General features: G+C 39.9%; 16 protein-coding genes and 1 pseudogene. 11 read left to right on the top strand and 6 right to left on the bottom strand.

The genetic code is table 11. The features are described 5' to 3' along the window. Positions 1-6 precede the first annotated feature (6 nt). From NYE33_RS13365 to NYE33_RS13355, 3 genes are all read right to left on the bottom strand, one after another. Complete coding sequence (locus NYE33_RS13365; RefSeq protein WP_052422029.1) at positions 7-1,182, bottom strand: DUF5060 domain-containing protein; 1,176 nt, start codon at positions 1,180-1,182, stop codon at positions 7-9. A gap of 21 nt (positions 1,183-1,203) precedes the next feature. Further along, the gene (locus NYE33_RS13360) at positions 1,204-1,551 is read right to left on the bottom strand and encodes a hypothetical protein (protein ID WP_231575204.1); all 348 of its coding nucleotides are present in this window, start codon (positions 1,549-1,551) and stop codon (positions 1,204-1,206) included. Between the two features lie 1,242 nt (positions 1,552-2,793). Then, positions 2,794-3,060 (bottom strand): hypothetical protein, encoded by a 267-nt coding sequence (locus NYE33_RS13355; RefSeq protein WP_197074286.1) that lies wholly within the window; start codon positions 3,058-3,060, stop codon positions 2,794-2,796. Between the two features lie 846 nt (positions 3,061-3,906). Here NYE33_RS13355 and NYE33_RS36480 point away from each other — a divergent pair. Beyond that, entirely contained in the window at positions 3,907-4,026 is a 120-nt protein-coding gene (locus NYE33_RS36480; RefSeq protein ID WP_081970143.1) for an AraC family transcriptional regulator, read from the top strand. Positions 4,027-4,170: 144 nt separating this feature from the next. Here the strand turns inward: NYE33_RS36480 and NYE33_RS13345 are convergent, their stop codons facing one another. Beyond that, positions 4,171-5,202, bottom strand: a complete 1,032-nt coding sequence (locus NYE33_RS13345) for a LacI family DNA-binding transcriptional regulator (protein WP_042139230.1) — start codon at positions 5,200-5,202, stop codon at positions 4,171-4,173. A 353-nt stretch (positions 5,203-5,555) separates the two neighbouring features. Here NYE33_RS13345 and NYE33_RS13340 point away from each other — a divergent pair, with 353 nt between their 5' ends. The 6 genes and pseudogenes from NYE33_RS13340 to NYE33_RS36475 all read left to right on the top strand — a co-directional run. Then, complete coding sequence (locus NYE33_RS13340; protein WP_042139231.1) at positions 5,556-7,019, top strand: L-fucose/L-arabinose isomerase family protein; 1,464 nt, start codon at positions 5,556-5,558, stop codon at positions 7,017-7,019. A 36-nt stretch (positions 7,020-7,055) separates the two neighbouring features. Then, on the top strand, positions 7,056-7,904 hold the full coding sequence (locus NYE33_RS13335) for a transketolase (RefSeq protein WP_042139232.1): 849 nt from the start codon (positions 7,056-7,058) through the stop codon (positions 7,902-7,904). Next, the gene (locus NYE33_RS13330; protein WP_042139233.1) at positions 7,904-8,842 is read left to right on the top strand and encodes a transketolase family protein; all 939 of its coding nucleotides are present in this window, start codon (positions 7,904-7,906) and stop codon (positions 8,840-8,842) included. The genes NYE33_RS13335 and NYE33_RS13330 overlap by 1 nt, the downstream gene beginning before the upstream one ends. Positions 8,843-8,852: 10 nt before the next feature. Then, positions 8,853-10,361 (top strand): glycerol kinase GlpK, encoded by a 1,509-nt coding sequence (glpK, locus tag NYE33_RS13325; protein ID WP_042139234.1) that lies wholly within the window; start codon positions 8,853-8,855, stop codon positions 10,359-10,361. A 125-nt stretch (positions 10,362-10,486) separates the two neighbouring features. Continuing rightward, the gene (locus tag NYE33_RS13320; protein WP_052422030.1) at positions 10,487-11,611 is read left to right on the top strand and encodes an IS4 family transposase; all 1,125 of its coding nucleotides are present in this window, start codon (positions 10,487-10,489) and stop codon (positions 11,609-11,611) included. 553 nt (positions 11,612-12,164) lie between these two features. Then, positions 12,165-12,293: pseudogene (locus NYE33_RS36475) on the top strand (short chain dehydrogenase); the annotation flags it as partial. A 207-nt stretch (positions 12,294-12,500) separates the two neighbouring features. Here the strand turns inward: NYE33_RS36475 and NYE33_RS13310 are convergent. Together NYE33_RS13310 and NYE33_RS13305 are read right to left on the bottom strand one after the other, a co-directional pair. Further along, positions 12,501-13,220 carry a glycosyltransferase family 2 protein gene (locus NYE33_RS13310; protein WP_042139236.1) on the bottom strand — a complete coding sequence of 240 codons (720 nt, stop codon included), beginning with the start codon at positions 13,218-13,220 and terminating at the stop codon, positions 12,501-12,503. A 47-nt stretch (positions 13,221-13,267) separates the two neighbouring features. Then, positions 13,268-14,599, bottom strand: coding sequence for a methyl-accepting chemotaxis protein (locus tag NYE33_RS13305; protein WP_042139237.1), 1,332 nt, complete (start codon positions 14,597-14,599; stop codon positions 13,268-13,270). A gap of 199 nt (positions 14,600-14,798) precedes the next feature. On the opposite strand from NYE33_RS13305, the gene NYE33_RS13300 reads away from it, so the two are divergent. The 4 genes from NYE33_RS13300 to NYE33_RS13285 all read left to right on the top strand — a co-directional run bounded on the left by NYE33_RS13300 (position 14,799) and on the right by NYE33_RS13285 (position 18,041). Next, positions 14,799-15,470 carry a response regulator transcription factor gene (locus NYE33_RS13300; protein ID WP_042139239.1) on the top strand — a complete coding sequence of 224 codons (672 nt, stop codon included), beginning with the start codon at positions 14,799-14,801 and terminating at the stop codon, positions 15,468-15,470. After that, positions 15,467-16,531 carry a sensor histidine kinase gene (locus NYE33_RS13295; RefSeq protein ID WP_042139240.1) on the top strand — a complete coding sequence of 355 codons (1,065 nt, stop codon included), beginning with the start codon at positions 15,467-15,469 and terminating at the stop codon, positions 16,529-16,531. The genes NYE33_RS13300 and NYE33_RS13295 overlap by 4 nt, the downstream gene beginning before the upstream one ends. Before the next feature lie 128 nt (positions 16,532-16,659). Next, entirely contained in the window at positions 16,660-17,490 is an 831-nt protein-coding gene (locus NYE33_RS13290; protein ID WP_042139241.1) for a hypothetical protein, read from the top strand. A gap of 5 nt (positions 17,491-17,495) precedes the next feature. Further along, positions 17,496-18,041: a hypothetical protein gene (locus tag NYE33_RS13285; protein WP_156118704.1), complete on the top strand. Its 546-nt coding sequence runs from the start codon at positions 17,496-17,498 to the stop codon at positions 18,039-18,041. Positions 18,042-18,101: the final 60 nt, after the last annotated feature.

Below are 18,101 nucleotides of genomic sequence, written 5' to 3'. Positions count from 1 at the left end.
CCCCGATCAACGTTCCACCGTAGGACCAGAATAAGTCGTAGCATTCCCATTAATCTTGAAAACCTCACCATGCGAAGCGTACCCGCCGGCCATGGCGGACAGCCAGTGGCGGAACAAGGTTGTTGCCCCATCGCTGTTTCCCCACTCGTCCTTAATATTGCCTTCATACTGATATTCGTCGTTCACGATCGGTTTTTTATATTGATTCTTCAGTTCCGCAATGAGCGTATAGGTGTCGGGATGTTGGATTGATACATGGCTCAGCCAGTCCCGGTCAGGATAAATGTATCGCATTGGTAGATTATGAACGGAAATCGGGTGCCCATGAGGATCGTTAGCCTTAATAGTGGCACCAATAAGATCCCAATCTTTCCGATCTGTTCTAGCGCAGAACATTCCTTCAGGAGTGCTCGAGATATCGAATTCATTTGCAAGTGACCACCATACGTTGCGATAAGCTGCCAGTCTGGAGATCATATAGTTGACATATAAGAGATCATCAGCCTGCTGCATAAGGGAATCGATGCCCCAATTATCGTACGGATGAAACAAGATGACATCTGCTTCAATGCCTAGCTTCATTAGATCCTTCACTCGTTCCTCATAGTTCCGGAAGTACTCGGGGATCAGAGTCTGAAAATCAAATTCGTTCGGTTGTCCGACGAATGGGAATACTGGTGGATCGTAGTCAACATTGACGTCATTCACCATCCCCCGGTAATACTTTGGAAAGACGAGCATTCTGATTTTATTGAAACCGTTTTCGGAAAACGAATCGAGAGTTTGCTTTCTAATTTCTTCAGGGCGGTAGGTCCATGCATAAGCAGTGGTTCCCATAACGAAAAATGGCGTTCCATCCGCATAGTTAAAATGTGTCCCAGCTACTCGAACGGGTCCATGGCTACCCAATGTAGGCACAGTAGAAACAAAGTCCCCTGTTAGGCCGTTGAAAGCATCCATATTAGACGTGACCTGAAAATGGTGGTCACCGATTTGTTCCGGCATGAAACGGATTCTCCATACCGATTCACCGTCATAGAAACCATAGACGCGTTTATATTCATCGCCTATTTTGAAGGTCGCTTGAACCCAAACATCTCGAAAAGGATTACCTACAATCTCCGAAGCATTCAGCTCGAGTTCAAAAATCCCCCATTGCTCTACCTTTTGTGAATATTTCATGCCCTATCCTCCTTGTAATTGTTACCGCTTCTTTGTGAACAACTCCAACTTGGCGTACATATCCTCTAGAGTATATCTAGCGTCCACATGATGATATACTCGGATCATCCGTTCCTTCTGATGATGAATGAAGTGCATGTCAGCGGTAATACGCGGTGCCGGTTTCATTTCATATCCGAATTCGTGATCATCCAGAATTAGACAAATTTCTGGCGAGTCTCCCAAGCTCCACGATTCTCCCCATGGCCACCCATCCGCATTCTCATCGTTAAACTGAATCAATTGCTCGAACAAATATTTCCCGATTTCTCCGTGTGGTTTTACCCTGCACTCCAGCTCAGCTAAGCTTACCCGCATCATGCCATACACATTTCATGGCACCTGCCAGAGGGGAATACGGGAGTTCATGACCACATTAGCCGCATGGATATCGTTCATAAGATTAAATTCTACCTCTCCGTGTGGATAGGTTCCTCCACCGATCTAAATTGCAGTCAATCGGTCCTCAATCTTCGGTTCCATAAGATATGATGCAGCCAAATCGGTTAACGGTCCTAGGAAGACGACGAATAGTCGATGCGGGTCGTCTGAAAGCGCTTCTCGGATAATAGCTTCAGCGCCTTCAGATACAACTGGTGTATTTTCGTCTGGACGACCAATACGCAATCGTTCATGCACTTCTTACCCCGATCTCTTCTCCTCCTTTTTATATATTGATACTGAATATACAAGAATCGCCCGTCGAATTGTACTTAAAAAAACTACAAATCCCTTAGTTAATCTCTGATTTTTAATCGCCTTTCCTACAATATCTGCATTTCTAAATATGGATATAAAAAGTGATTTCATTATTGTCGTGTAAATAATATCAATTGAAACAATTTCATTTCATTCCCCGATCTGCAAGATCTTTAGCAATCATCTTTTGTGTTTATCTTCCGTAAGATCAAACCAAAATATTGACAACCCTAATGAACCAAGTACCGCAGGAACAATGAATAGGATTATCTTCAATCCAAACAGGGTAGTATTACTTTGTTCAATTTCTGGAACATAACCTATTACTATCGAAGAGTAAGTAAGTTTGAATCATCTGATAATGAAAAGTGTTTGGTGCGTTCCCTAACACTAAAGCCATTTTCTCTCGCAGCTTTAATTTTGGTTCTTCAAAATCATCAGCAGTTTCAGTAATCATTTCATTTGAAGTAACCATGATCCTTCACCATCCCCTCTTATGAATGACAAGCGAATTCAGTTTTCTTCATTTCACAACTACACGGACTCGGCAGATATTTATGACTTGTGTGTATAAATCATCTTTTTTCCCCTTGCGGTTTGAAGAAACTCGAACCATTGGAAAGTAAGTGCCTGGGTTTGAGAAAGAATTAGAAATCTCAGTCGTCCAAGTCAAATCATTATCGTTTATTGGATAGAAAGTAGAGACTCTAATGGGAATGTGCCCTCTCCATAGAAATCCCATTTTGCAGACACATTTCCCCCTGTATCTTGTGGCAAATCAATAAAGGCCTCGAATAGGACAGTCTCTCCCACTTGTTGAATCCCACCACGCACATTAGCTTCGTGTGGTACAATGACGTGATTATCTACAACTTAATATTTAGTGCTGGATGGCGGAATTGTTCCTTCTTCTACCCAAAGGCTTAAATCCCGTAATTCTTGATGCAGAACACTCACGTAGCTGACATCATGAATATTATCCATTCCCTTTTTTGCATCATGATGGAGTGAGTGTTCAACATACCATAACCGAAAGCGATCATGAAGTTGATCTCCCATTGATTCATGAACCTTGTTACGATACCAATCTGCTTGCCACGAAAATGCGCTCTCATCCATTAAGGATTCAACAACGATCATTTTCCATTCAAAATTACCACTTTGAATATGATTAATAATGAGCTACTTATTCGCTTTCAGAAAACCATCAAGATTCCTCTGCAGCACTTTGAACACTCAGGATTTGTACAGCACTATGGATCCAATGTTTTTCTACCAAACCCCGCAATTCATGTCTTGCCTAACGAAAAAAAACACCCCACCGGGTGTACTTTACTATTTCACATGACTTCTTTTATTACTGACTAATTAGATTACAAGGCGTAGACGAACACCTCGTTCTCGGGCCTGCAAATTTTTTTGATTGTACTCGAAAGCAAGCACAAAACATTTTAATCGAACTGCAACAACCAGTAACTTGAACAAACGAATTTATGCGCTGGCTTAATAAATTTCTTAACTGTGACATCGGCCAGTTCTGTGACATCTTGTTTTTTCTTGATTATTCTACTAATAGCATAACAGATGTGGAAGCAATATATATTCCGTATCAAGGCAGCAGTCCTATCCAGTCAAATGAAGAATTTGAACTTACATTTATGGAGCATGTCAATAATTTATGAGAAAAAGAAATGTTATCTTATGTGGAAGACGGCATGCCTGAAATGTTGGAATCGCTTTTGGATAATATCCAAACTCGAGTACACGCTTTTCCAATAGTCACTTCGGATGCAGTCCGCTCATTTAAAAACATTTTCATTTTCTCATCAGGAGTTGTCTCCAGATTTGCTATGAAAGGAGGATTAAACTTAGCAGAACAACTTGATATGAATTGTTCTTACATCTGTAGGCATTTTAAGCAAGAGATAGGAAAGACGATTATCCAGTACGTAAATGAAGTAAAAATTCTAGAGTCCAAAAGGCTGCTTGCAACAACAAATACAGATAGTAACTCAATTAAGCTATTCCTCTCAAAATTATTTTCAAACGGTATTTAAGAAAATAACTGGAATAACACCAGGCGAGTATAGGAATCTTCAAAACTGATTTTAAAAATAGTAATTCATTTCTAAATACGCCAAAAGACGTGTCTGCTCGCCTCTCTCACTGTGAGAAAAGGAACTCAATCCACGCCTGGCCTAATTCTTCTGTACATTACAATAATTTTAAGGAACAAGGATTTCTCCTAGTTCACTCCTCTAAAGTACGGCATGATTTACGTTCTACCACTTCTGTATTGACAAGAAGCTGAACATACTGATTTTCTTGAGTATTAATTTTATTAAGTAACATGTCCAGGGCTGTTATCGCCATCAAATCTTTTTTCACATGAATGGTCGTTAACTCCGGACTGATGACCTTGGCTTCTAAAATATTATCAAACCCCATTACAGCAATCTGATTAGGAACTTTAATATCAAATTCTTGAAAAGTTTTAATAGCACTTATAGCCATATAGTCATTTTCACAAAAGATAACAGTTGGTAGTTGTTTAGTTTCTTGGATAGCATTTCTGAACCGTTCTTGCGTTACAACAGACATAGGACTCATCATAAAGATGTTTTCCGGTTCAATTTCTATATTTTTCTTTCTCAAAGCTGCTAAAAAGCCTTCCTTCCGCTTATTAAAATTAAGTATGCGAACATTAGACTCAACATACCCGATGCTTTGATACCCTAACGACAGCAGATACTCTCCAGCTTGATATCCACCAAGGTAGTTATTAATTGCTACAAAACTAGCATCAATATGTTCAAAAAAGGTATCTAAAAACACAATATTTTGGTGAACAGAAAGAATAGATTCTATATTTTGAGCAGACAAATTAGTACCGAGCATTAAAATCCCTGCGGAAGGTTGCTCATCTTCGAGTGCTAATATCCCATCTTTTATATTCTGAATAGGAATCGAAGAAATAATTAAGGTATGACCTTGCTCACTCGTGTAAGCAGTCAAATGATGGATAAGTTCATTAAAAAAAGGTAAGGAATCATAATGTTCTGTAATAATATCAACGTTTTTACAAACAACAAACCTTAAAATCGAACTATTTTTCAAGGGTATTTTATTGGTTTTACCTGTTCGCGGGGTATAACCATTCGCTCGAGAAATTTCCAGAATATGCCGGCGCGTCTTTTCACTAACTCCAGCTTTATTATTCATAGCAAGTGAAACGGCTGCTTTAGAGACTCCTGCAAGTCTGGCAATATCGTCTATTTTCATGAATATCACTCCTGATTCAAACTGTTTAAATTATAGCACTATTATAAACAAAAGTTTATTAAGTAAACTTAACTCCACATACATTTTAGAGAAAGAAAGCAAGATTTTTGTTTGCTTTCTTTGTGCGGAATACCAATGAGCAATAACATTAAATTCAATCGTTATTTTATATAAATTAACAGCTTATTATCTCACAATTTTAGTTAATTTCAACTTAAATTAAGATTGACTCTTATTTTACCTGATGATAACATGGGGTTGTGATGGAAAACCATTCTCCTCACAAAAATTTATTTTAGTTTATTTAAGTTAAGTTTATCAATGAATTTTACTTTCTAGAGGAGATGTAAAAAGTGAAGAAACTAAAGCTAGGTTATGCCCCTACTCGCCGCTTCACATTCAGCGCTGAAGACGCCTTAAAGTACAAGGTGGAAATCCGTAAGCAAATCGAAAGCTTTGGTATGGATATCGATATTGTGGATTTAGAAGGCCTCAACGAAGAGGGACTTCTATACGATGACCATATCAACGCAGATCAAATTACTAAACGATTTAAAGAAGAAGAGGTAGATGCTGTATTTTTCCCTCATTGTAATTTTGGAACAGAAGATACTGTGGCCCGTGTCGGTAAGGCCTTGGGAAAACCCGTCTTATTATGGGGTCCGCGAGATGAGGCTCCATTAGCTGACGGTATGCGTTTACGTGACACTCAATGCGGTATTTTTGCTACAGGAAAGGTATTACGCCGTTTTAATGTTCCTTTCACATATGTTACTAATAGTTGGGTAACAGATCCGGTATTTGAACGTGGTTTTACCAATTTCATTGCTGCTGCTAATGTAGTGCGTCAATTCAAAAGTCTTCGTATTCTACAAATCGGCCCTCGCCCTTCTTCATTTTGGACAATGATGTGCAATGAAGGGGAACTATTGGAACGATTCGGTATTGAGATTCATCCGATTACACTGATTGATATTCAGTTGCGCAGTAAGAAAATCGCTGCAGGTAGTAGCTCAGAGTTGCAAGAAGCCATTGATTATATTAAGGAAAAATTGGATTACAGCGAAGTAACTGAAGACGATATTCGGCGTATCGCAGCGCTGAAGGTTGCCATGAAATCGTTCGCTCGTGAAACAGGTAGCAGTGCAATTGCAATTCAATGTTGGTCCTCGTTACAAGATGCTATGGGAATCATGCCTTGTTTAGCTAATGCAATTTTAACCGACGAACAAATTCCAGTTACCTGCGAGACAGATATCCATGGTGCTATCACTTCGGTCATGGTGCAAGCAGCTTCGATGAATACAGCACCTACTTTCTTTGCTGATATTACTGTCCGACACCCAGAGAACGAAAATGGGGAACTGTTATTCCACTGCGGAAACTTCCCAGTATCACTTTCTGTGGAGAACAAACCTAAGCTTAGAAAGCACTTCTTATTTGATGACCATGCTCCAGGTACCCATGAAGGAGAAATTCGTGGTGGTGGAATGACTATTGCACGTTTTGATGGAGATCATGGTGATTACTCAATTTTCCTGGGTAAAGCCAAAGGAATTCCAGGTCCTTATACGCGCGGTTCTTATGTATGGGTAGAAGTTAATGATTGGCCTCTATGGGAAGAAAAGCTGGTCAAAGGACCTTACGTACACCATTCTGTCGGTATCCATGCAAATGTCATTCCTGCTATTTATGAAGCATGCAACTACATTCCTGGTCTCAAGGCTGATCCTGTTGATCCAACGGAACAAGAAATTCAGCGCTGGCTTCGCGGTTCAGATCTTGCTCAAAAGAAACCTGCTGGAACACTTATCTGACAAAATAGACCACGGGTATTTCTAAGGAGGAGAAAAATGGACATTCAAGAGTTGAAAATTAAAGCTGCACAAATCCGTATGGACCTTCTCACAATTATTCATCGAGCCAAAACAGGTCACACCGGAGGATCGCTTAGCAACACAGATATTTTGACTGCCTTATACTTTGAAATAATGAATCTTGATCCTACTAACCCTAGACTCGAAAATCGTGACCGTTTTATCGCCAGTAAAGGACATTCTGTAGAATCACTATGGTGTATCCTTGCTGACCGCGGCTTTTTCCCTAAGGAAGAGCTTCTTACGTACAGCCAATTTGGTACCCGGCTTATTGGTCATCCTAACAACAAAGTCCCTGGAATCGAAATGAATACCGGTGCATTAGGCCATGGCTTGCCAATCTCGGTCGGTATGGCACTTGCCGCTAAAAGAGACGGACGACCCTACCGTGTATTCTGTTTGATGGGCGATGGCGAACAGGCCGAAGGCTCGAACTGGGAAGCTGCTATGGCTGGTGCTCATTATAAACTGGATAACCTGATTGGCATCATTGACCGCAATCGTCTGCAAATCAGCGGTTCTACTGAAGAAGTCATGGGACTTGAGCCACTGGAGGAAAAGTGGAGCGCTTTTGGCTGGCATGTTGTATCCATTGATGGCAATGACATGGAGCAACTAATTCACACCTTCCGAGCGGTTCCAGAAGTAACAGGTAAACCGACTCTTATCATGGCTAACACAGTTAAAGGAAAAGGTGTTTCTTTTGCTGAGAATGTTCCAGCATGGCATCATCATGTACCAAGTGATGAGCAGCTTCAATTAGCACTATCTGAACTGCAGGCACAAATTAATGAATTACAACGGAATGGAGAGGTGCATCAATAATGAACACAATTCCGAATCGTCAAGTAATTTGTGAGACGCTCCTGGAACTAGCTAAAGAAGATCGCGATATTATGGTTCTGGCAAGTGACTCCCGTGGTTCAGCTGCTATGGGACCTTTTGCTAACACCTATCCCGAACAGTTCGTTGAAGTTGGAATTGCAGAGCAGAATATTGTTGGTATGGCAGCTGGGTTAGCCCACAGCGGCAAAAAGACTTTTGTTACTTCTCCAGCCTGCTTCTTGAGCATGCGTAGTATTGAACAGATTAAAGTGGATGTTGCTTATTCTCGTACTAACGTTAAGCTCATTGGTATTAGTGGCGGAGTTAGCTATGGGGCACTTGGCATGTCTCATCACTCTGTTCAGGATATCGCGGTTGCCCGTGCAATTCCAGGACTAGCCATTGTGCTTCCCGCTGACCGGCATGAAACCAGAAAGTTGACAGAGGCCTTAGTGAAATATGACGGTGGTGTCTATGTCCGAATCGGTCGAAACGCCGTTGAAGATGTTTATGATAGTGATAACTATCCGTTTGAAATTGGAAAAGCTGTAACAATGAAGGATGGAAAAGATATTACTATTATCGCAGCAGGTGAAACTGTTCGTATTGCCATGGATGCAGCTAATGCCTTGGCTGTAGATGGTGTTTCCTGTCGGGTCCTCAATATGCATACCATCAAGCCACTTGATGAAGAAGCAATTCTCGCAGCAGCGAAAGAAACTAAAGCAATCATTACTGTTGAAGAGCACAGTATCCATGGTGGACTTGGTGCAGCTGTAGCTGAGGTCGTGGTGCAAAATCATCCGGTACTTATGAGAGTGCTCGGTATCCCAGATGAACCAGCAATAGCCGGCAAAACGGCAGAAGTGTTCAATCACTACGGTATTACAGGAGAGAACATCAAGCAAATTGCAATGGAATTGATCCGTACGAGATAAGGTGAAGCGAATGGGAACAAAGAAAAATTATATACTAACTGTCGATCAAAGCACATCGGGTACAAAAGTTTTATTAGTCGATCATCAAGGGGCTATAATAGAGCGCTCTTCCATGGAACATAGACAGTACTATCCTCGACCTGGATGGGTAGAACATGATCCGTTAGAGATTTATGAGAATGTATTAACCTGTATAGCCAAAGTTCTGGAGCAGTCCAATGTATCTGCTGAAGATCTTGCGGCCTTGACCATTACGAATCAGCGTGAAACAGCTGTAATGTGGGACAAAAAGACCGGAAAACCAGTTTATAACGCCATTGTGTGGCAATGCCAAAGAACCGCAGAGGTGTGCCAGAACCTGAAAGATTGTGGTTTTGAGGAAAATGTACGCTCTAAGACAGGGCTGTTATTGGACCCATATTTTTCAGCTTCCAAATTCAAATGGATTATTGACCATACAGATGAAGCTCCCCGTTTGCTAAACGAGAGTAGCCTACTTGCGGGGACGATTGATAGCTGGCTGGTATGGAAACTGACTGGTGGATTAACTCATGTGTCAGATTACACAAATGCCAGCAGAACATCCCTGTTTAACATTCATTCTTTACAATGGGACGAAGAAATGGCAGATCTGTTTGGGGTTCCAACCTCAATTCTCCCTGAAGTAAAAGCTTCGGATGCAGTCGTAGGATATACAGCAGTTGATAAGCTCTTTTCGACACCCGTTCCAATTGCCGGTATCATTGGTGACTCACAAGGAGCATTGTTTGGCCATCTTTGCTTTGAACCGGGGACAGTGAAAGCCACGTATGGTACTGGCACTTCGGTGTTGATGAATGTCGGTGAAAAACCTGTTAATGGCGGACCAGGCCTAGTCACAGCAATCGCATGGGGTGCTGGTGGAAAAATAACCTATGCACTTGAGGCAGTCATTCGTTCTTCTGGTGATAGCATAAAGTGGACCAGAGACAATCTAGAGCTATTTTCTACCTTCGACGAAATGCAGGTTTTAATTGATGAGCTCCCGTCTAACGAAGGTGTATATTTGATTCCTGCATTTGTTGGCCTAGGAGTTCCCTACTGGGATCCTTCTGCTCAAGCAGCTATTACCGGTATGAATCGTGGAACTCGCAAAGCCCACATCGTACGTGCAGCCATTGAAAGCATCGCTTATCAAGTACGTGATGCAGTTGAATTTATGCAAGAACGAACAACTTTTCCTCTAAAAGAATTGCGTACTGATGGAGGAGCATCATCTAATCCTTGGTTAATGCAATTCCAAGCAGACATTCTAAACAGATCTGTAACGCGTTCCAACTGCCCTGAATTATCTGCTCTAGGATCCGTGTACCTGGGCGGATTAGCAACCGGTTTTTGGATGAAACTAGATCATATTGCGCTCAATGAAGATCTCTATGAGACCTTCCAGCCGAAAATGGCTGAAGATACTCGAGAAAGCTATTATACCGGTTGGAAAAATGCCGTTCGCACCATCATTAGTTCCTCCGCACCTGCATAATTAAATCAAAACAATTTAATGGTTAGCAAGTTAATAAAAAGCAGAGCAGTTTATGATATGATCCCCCTATAGTAGACAGATAAAAGCAAGCCGATTAATCTGTCTACTATGGAGGGGATTTTTCTATGGGAGAAATGAGAAGAACGTACGATGAGAAATTTAAGAAAAAGGCAGTGGACCCCCCTACCGCGTTTACGATGCTTAATGACGAACTAGTTCAAGCTTTTTACGAAGAGGAAGAATTCAAAACGTACCACGGCTTTCGCCTACTGGCGATGGACGACAGTGTAATGGAACTACCCAATACATCGGAAACCCGGAGTGTATATGGATTCACGACAACATACAAGATAGGGTTTCGGATCGCCAGAGCCCTTTCCTCCCACCTATACGATGTAGAGAACAAGTTGGTTGTAAGTACCTGTCTGAGCCGCTATGACGATAATGAACGCGATCTAGCGAAGCGCAATATTGAACATTTTCTACAACTGAAAACCTCATCCATTCGGAATTTGATCCTGTTTGATCGTGGCTATCCGTCTGCAGACTTTTTGTTGTACTTGCAAGAGAAGGGAATCGCTTATTTGATGCGAGCTAAAGGTTCATTCTACAAAGAGATCATGAATACCACTCAGCCGGATGAAAACGTGACGATTGAAATTACGAAATCCAGAGCCTACGAACTCAAGAGGCAAGGAACAATAATTTTGCCAGGAACAATGATTCACATTCGAGTCTTAAAAGTAGAACTTTCCACCGGCGAGACGGAAATTCTGCTGACGAATGTCAGCGCAGATGAACTGAATTACGAAGCGTGCAAACCGCTTTATTTCAAAAGATGGGGGATTGAAACACGTTTCGATGATTTGAAACAGAAGTTTGAGATTGAGAACTTTTCAGGACAAAAAACCCAACTTATTGAGCAGGACTTTTACGCTACAGTACTACTAAGTAACATGGCTTCCGTATTGGAAAATGAGGCTGAGGAACAAATGAATGTAAGCCAACGAACGAAGGAACTGAAGTACACTGAATACCGAATTAACCGAAATATCTTGGTCGGCAAACTGCGTAACCGGCTCATTGAAATGGCATTAGAAGAGGATGATGGAAAGAGGGAGTCTCTGCAGGATCACTTTCTGGAAGAGCTTCAGCGCTATATCGTTCCAGTCGTCAAAGGCCGCTCTTTCATGCGAGATAAGCAGACAAGAGCTAATAAATTCACAAAAACCAAAAGGCGGGGGCTATAAATGCTTAACCTGACAACATTGGGGTTCCCCCGCCCCCCAGAAACACCTGCACCCCCAACCCGTAACCCGGGGGTACTTCTACTCTCTTACACAAACTTCTTGACGCTACCGTAGTCTGCAAAATGACCTTGTCCCCGTCCTTCTTTTAATCGTCTTTGCTCTATTTTCCACTGTGGTTGTCCCTTTCTAATCATCCAATTTTCCATTATGAAAACAAAAGTTCAAGATCAGCAAAATCAATTTATATCGACATGTATAACGCTGAAGGTATAGTAGATGCAGTGGTTTTTACGGCTGGGCAAGCTTACTTTGGCCCCATCCAGGAGTTATCGCCTGAGAATAACGAAATTGCTATTTTAGGTAAGATGAAAGGGCAAATTAACCTGGTATTACTTGGGTTAGGCCATGTTCAGGATCGCGGGAGCTTTACACTAATAACAGGTATTTTTATGGATCACCCTATTATAGGAGGTATTTCTTTAACAATGGCTGGAGGGCAATTAAAGCGTTTGTACAGTCTGCGGCTATCGAGTTGCCTAGAGGAATCCGGATTAATAATGTTAGTCCAAATGAAGAGTCTATGGATGTTTATGGACCGTTTTGTGCCGGTTTTGAACCCATCCCCGCCAGAAGAGCTGCATTAGCATTCCGAAAAAGTGTGGAAGGAGCTCAGACCGGATAAACTTATTCTGTCTACTAAAAGGCCTCTTCATGATGGGTAGCAAGACCCGCTTCGTAGGCGATGTTACCCAACGACAGTTAATGTTAGCTTTGAATTGCAATCTTAAGTCTTAGTCCTTTTGGAATCAGTTATAACATTCAAAGGTAGTAAAAAGCATCATAACTGAATGAGTTCATCACCCATATCAGTAGTGGCGTTTTATTTAAGTCAAAATACATTCAATCTTTCTTTAATTCGATACCGTATTACTCTCTTTCTTAGCCGGTTAACTATGAAAGCATCCATTATCCCCCCGCCGATCTTATAAAATAATCCTATCCTTGGAGAGCCGTACTTTCGCTTTTGGTGCGTAACGGACACTTCAATCACCGAATAGCCACTCATTCGGGCAAGTGTGGGTAAGAATCGATGCATCCCTTTAAAAAAGTACATGCTCTCAGCCACCTCTCGCTTAAACAACTTCAGCGGACAGGTTGCGTCATGGAATTTATCCCCGGATATCCAGGTTCGAATGCGATTTCCGGTTTGATAAGCTGTTTTGTTGACCCATGATTCCTTGCTATCTTTCCACCTTCCGTTCACAAAATCAATTTTATCAATGAAAGGCATTAAACTGAAGATGTCCCTCGGATCTGCCTGCAGACCGGCGTCCATCAAAGCAATAAGTTCACCTTCAGAATGCTGAATTCCCGCCCATATTGCAGCAGTCATTCCATACCTTTGTTCCAAATGAATTACCTTTACTAACGAGTTACCCTGTGCAATTTCATTCAGCAACCGAGCACTTTGATCGCGACTACCGTCATCTACAAAAACTATTTCATAATCGTTGAGCTTATCCTTCATAGCTCCAATAATATTAAAGTATAAGTCTATTATATTGTCTTCTTCGTTAAAAATTGGCACAACCACAGAAAGATGAGTCATTAGATGTTACCTCCTAGTTTCAATAATTATTATTTTTATTAATCAGATCACCACTTAAATCGTTGAATGGATGTCATTAAGTCATTCGATAATTCCGATTGTCTTGCCATAGAGTCATTAGTATTATTCATGACCGTACTAATATTTGATAAACTAGAGCTAATCTCATTTGTATAATTCAATGTTTTAGATGAGATGTCAGTAACAGTAACCAAAACCTGATTGATTTCTATAATGGCTCCAGTTACCGCATTAGTAGCTGTACTAACTTCCTCTGACAGGGTATTGATGAGCATTGCATCCTCTTGGTATTGTCTCCCCGTCTGAACTAACAATTCGTAGTCTTCCCTAATATTTTTATCAATATAATTAAGGATATCTTGAGAGCTACTGGCCAAATTATTAAATACAGACTTGATTTGAACTACTAGATAATCTACATCGAGGATAGCCTCCGTCGATTTCCCTGCCAGCTTCCTTACCTCCTCTGCCACAACCTCAAATCCCTTTCCATGTACACCCGCTCTTGCAGCCTCTATAGAAGCATTTAACGCAAGTAAGTTAGTCTGTGACGAAATCTCTTTTATACTCTCAGAAATAACTATAATTTCATCTACAATTTTTCCTGCCTCAAGGGCTCTCATTAAATTATCCTGTTTTTCGATATACGTTAAGTTGGCATACTCAAGTGATTTTGTTGCTTTGTGCTCCATTTGAGCAGCTCTAGCTTTCATATCATTTGAATTTTCAAGAGATAATTCAACTTTGTTTTTCAGAAATTCACTAGTGCTATTGATTTCTTTTACAGAAACATTCGCTTTCTTTGTCGCATCAAACATTTGAGAAGCATCAACTGATAGAGTAGAGGATTTTTTGTGTATACTGTTAATGCTTCCTACAGAATTATCAGTGGCCTCTACAAGACCATCGCTGGCACAATTTAGATTTGTAGAAATATTAGAAATATTTTCAATTAGTTTCTTTATCTTTTCGGTACTTTTGTCTAGTGATTTGCCTAACCTGCTAATATCATCGTTTCCCTTAAAATTCAGCTCACTCGTTAAATCCCCTTCACCCAGTCTCTCTGAGTAGATAAGGACTTTTTTAAGTCGTTTAAAAATTAATTTTTGATACAGAAAAATAAGGATAAGTACCGAAATTAAAATGCTTAAACCAGATGAAACACGAAATCCAATATTGTCCATGTACTCCGTGTTTACTCCTACTGTTTCTATTACTTGTTTTCCTTTCTCCATAAAGAAATTTACAACTTGACCGATATTTGTACTAAGAATCTGTACAATTATTAATGGAAATATCAGTTTAAATCTTAAGGAATACACCGTATGCTTCTTTAAAACATTAATTAATTTATCCATCGTTTTCTCCCTTTGGAACTCTCCTGTTGTCTTCACAATATATTTCTGGGAAGCAACATCATTATGAATATTAAATATTGTACAGTTGTTAGTCTCCTGTTAAAGAATTATTAAGCTCAGTTGTAAGATTGGGGAGATTAACAAAAGTTAAATATAAATATGTTACGATCAAAAATATGCTTGATAAGGGGGTATAACTTTGACCAATATTCTAGTTGTTGAAGACGATTTGGAATTTAACCGTCTGGTTTGTACACATTTGAATGATAATGGTTTTATGGCAACAGGTTGCAAGAATCCTCAATTGGCTTACGATCTGATGTACACAATGTCTTTTGATCTAATCATTTCTGATATTATGATGCCTGGAATTGACGGTTTTGAATTTGCAAAGACTATAAGAGGAACTGACCAAGATATACCTATTCTCTTTATGACCTCACGTGACGACATGTCCTCTAAACAAAAGGGATTTCGACTGGGTATAGATGACTACATGGTTAAACCCATTGAGTTAGATGAAATGATTCTTCGAATTAATGCTTTGATGCGCCGCTCATCTATTGCCAATGAAAAAAAGATCGTAGTTGGCAGCCTTACTTTGAACCTGGAGGAACGTGCTGCTTATTTAAATAGTCATGAGGTATCCCTCACATATCGGGAATTTAGCATTCTTTTTAAATTATTATCCTACCCAAAGAAAACTTTTACACGTGCACAGCTTATGTCTGAATTTTGGGGGATCGATACAGAGACAGGCCCTCGTGTAGTCGATGTGCATATTACAAAACTCCGGGAGAAATTATCTGAATGTAACGACTTTGAGATTGTTACAGTACGGGGCCTCGGCTATAAAGCGGTGATTAAATGAGAGAAGCCAAAGAAAAAAATAATACAGCATCCTTTATTTCGTTTAAAAATTATGTTCAACTGTTTCTTATAATGCTAGCTGTAACGAGCAGTTACAGCTATGTTTTCTTGCAATATACTAAAAGTGGAAGAGATGATTCCTTTATCTTACCCTTAGCACTGTTTGGAAACCTTATGGTTACAAACCTTGTGGTTCTCATAGTGCTTACTTTTTCAAAAAAAATGAGTTATGGCCGTCCGATCCAAAAAATTGCAGAAGCCGCCCGACGCATAACAGAGGGTGACTTTACTGCTCGAGTTGAACACAGCGGGAAAAATAGTCCTATGGAGCCTCTTATCAATGACTTTAATAAAATGGCTCAGGAGCTAGCTGGTATAGAAACAATGAAAAGTGATTTTGTCGCCAATGTCTCCCATGAAATTAAAACACCGCTAAATACAATTCAAAGCTACGCAACAGCACTTAAAAATAGAAAACTCACATCAGAGACTCAAGAAGAATATGTAGATGTTATTATCTCTGCCTCACAAAGATTATCCTTATTGGTTACAAACATTTTGAAGTTAAACAAATTAGAAAATCAGGAAATCTTACCACTCCCTGAGACATATGACTTATGTGAACAGTTACGTTACTGTGCCTTAGCTTTTGAAGAATTGTGGGAAAAGAAAGAGATTGAATTCATCTTTGAAAGCGATTCGGAAGAAGTTATCATTTCTAGCGACCCCTCTTTACTTGAAATCGTCTGGAACAATTTATTCTCTAATGCGCTTAAATTTACGGATCATGGTGGGACAATAAAAGTGACATTAAAGCAGCTTGAAAAGAATGTCTCAATCTCTGTTGAGGACACCGGATGTGGAATGGATGAGGAAACTACCCGGCACATATTTGACAAGTTTTATCAAGGGGATACTTCACATTCTGGTGAGGGTAACGGTTTGGGGCTTGCCATGGTTAAGCGAGTGCTTGATAAAATGAATGGTAAGATATCCGTAGTTACTAAACGCAGAGCTGGCACTACTTTTACCGTGATTCTTCCGTTAGTCAGAACACATTAACGAACAGATCGGCTTATCGCCGGTCTTTTTTTATATTAATAAATCTTTAACAAAAGCCAACCAAACTTAAAACAAATTCCGGATATTATGGTTTTGCTTCAATTAAAAAGTATTAGGAGGAACCCACCATGCCTGCAAAAACGACAAACATTATTGCCCACTTTTTGTTACCTGGATTGGCTATTGCATATTTGACAGGAGATCGCCAGGAAAGCAAAGGTTACTTAATAAGAACTTTATGGTTGAATTTATTATTGATTTTCCTCAACGCCATGAAACTTCTTCCAATCCCCTCAGACAATATGGTCTTTGTCCTAAGCACATTTGCATTATCTATGTTCTGGGGATATAGCTTACTCGGTGCTATCGCCGGTTTACCCAACCCTGCTAGGATTGCAGATGGTGAACATTTAATCCGAGGGATAAATAATATTCATAGATTACATGAACAGCGTGCTATCAGAATCAATCAAAGAAGTAATACTAATCATGACTCATTTTATGAGCCTAATTTTGAACAGCAGGATGAGACTGATTATTTTGAAGGCAGTCTAACCAAGGTTATTATCTACATGATTAAATTGTTCATCTCACTATTTCTTGTCGGGATGGCATTTGCTTGCACCATTTTAGCTATTGTATCCGTGCTTGTGGTTATTCGCGGCACAGTAACTGCAGTAACTCTTAATACATGGTCAATTCCATTTGTTTCGGCTTTATTTGGAGGAATATTAACTGCTACTGCCATTGCAATCCTCTTTGTTACTCTAGCAGTCACAATAATAAGCTTCGTCCGCAATTTACTGTATAATGCAAAAAAATCGTTTAGAAGAACTATTAAGGTTAGTTTTCTCATAGGAACTTTTTGTATGATCGTAGGTTGTGCAGGTTTGATGGTTGCTCTCTTACTTAATGACTTCTCATTTAACGATCTATTCTCGATATTTTGGATAAAATGATGCTTATGAATTACATTAAAGAATTTCTATCTAAAGCTAAGCAAAATGAAAAATACTTATTCCTCTGGGATATTACTTACATTGGCATCATTGGTATGAATAGCTTTATCATTCTCTTTCATCATAATTGGAATAAAGATATGGATTTGGGATATACAGATCCTTTGACCAAAGTAATTGGTGCAGCCACCCTAAGTTATCTGCTCACATTTATTTTTCAAGTCATGATACTAAGGAAAAAAAACATCTATGCTGCCCGCAGAACGATGCTGTATACAACCCGAAAAGTATTTCGTCTTATTTATATGACCGTTTGTCTGGTGATTATTATGATTAAGCAAATTAACATGGGTATATTTGACTCAGTGCCTGTGCCGCAATCAGCTGTATTCCAGAGCGCAACGATGTTCATGGGAACACTAATTATTGGAACTAGCTGCTTATGGTCAGGAAAGCTTTGGAGACTAATAAAATATTCTTCCGTTCTGCTAAGTCAACTTTATCAAAAAATTGAAGGCTTTCGAATTGAATATAAAACAAAACAAAAATAAACAAGGGCTCCAACTCAAAAGTTGGAACCCTTAGTGTATTTAATTATAAATTAGCCTTTC

Source organism: Paenibacillus sp. FSL R10-2199 (assembly GCF_038000235.1).
Lineage (GTDB): Bacteria > Bacillota > Bacilli > Paenibacillales > Paenibacillaceae > Paenibacillus_AQ > Paenibacillus_AQ phytohabitans.
This window is presented reverse-complemented; position numbering and strand designations above follow the sequence as displayed.

Bases quoted from the DNA above. Each gene is read 5' to 3' on its own strand.
- NYE33_RS13305 (WP_042139237.1), bottom strand. From the start codon at position 14,599: ATGGATAAATTAATTAATGTTTTAAAGAAGCATACGGTGTATTCCTTA.
- NYE33_RS13335 (WP_042139232.1), top strand. From the start codon at position 7,056: ATGGACATTCAAGAGTTGAAAATTAAAGCTGCACAAATCCGTATGGAC.
- NYE33_RS13310 (WP_042139236.1), bottom strand. From the start codon at position 13,220: ATGACTCATCTTTCTGTGGTTGTGCCAATTTTTAACGAAGAAGACAAT.
- NYE33_RS13365 (WP_052422029.1), bottom strand. From the start codon at position 1,182: ATGAAATATTCACAAAAGGTAGAGCAATGGGGGATTTTTGAACTCGAG.
- NYE33_RS13295 (WP_042139240.1), top strand. From the start codon at position 15,467: ATGAGAGAAGCCAAAGAAAAAAATAATACAGCATCCTTTATTTCGTTT.
- NYE33_RS13355 (WP_197074286.1), bottom strand. From the start codon at position 3,060: ATGATCGTTGTTGAATCCTTAATGGATGAGAGCGCATTTTCGTGGCAA.
- NYE33_RS13290 (WP_042139241.1), top strand. From the start codon at position 16,660: ATGCCTGCAAAAACGACAAACATTATTGCCCACTTTTTGTTACCTGGA.
- NYE33_RS13345 (WP_042139230.1), bottom strand. From the start codon at position 5,202: ATGAAAATAGACGATATTGCCAGACTTGCAGGAGTCTCTAAAGCAGCC.
- glpK (WP_042139234.1), top strand. From the start codon at position 8,853: ATGGGAACAAAGAAAAATTATATACTAACTGTCGATCAAAGCACATCG.
- NYE33_RS13320 (WP_052422030.1), top strand. From the start codon at position 10,487: ATGGGAGAAATGAGAAGAACGTACGATGAGAAATTTAAGAAAAAGGCA.
- NYE33_RS13285 (WP_156118704.1), top strand. From the start codon at position 17,496: ATGAATTACATTAAAGAATTTCTATCTAAAGCTAAGCAAAATGAAAAA.
- NYE33_RS13330 (WP_042139233.1), top strand. From the start codon at position 7,904: ATGAACACAATTCCGAATCGTCAAGTAATTTGTGAGACGCTCCTGGAA.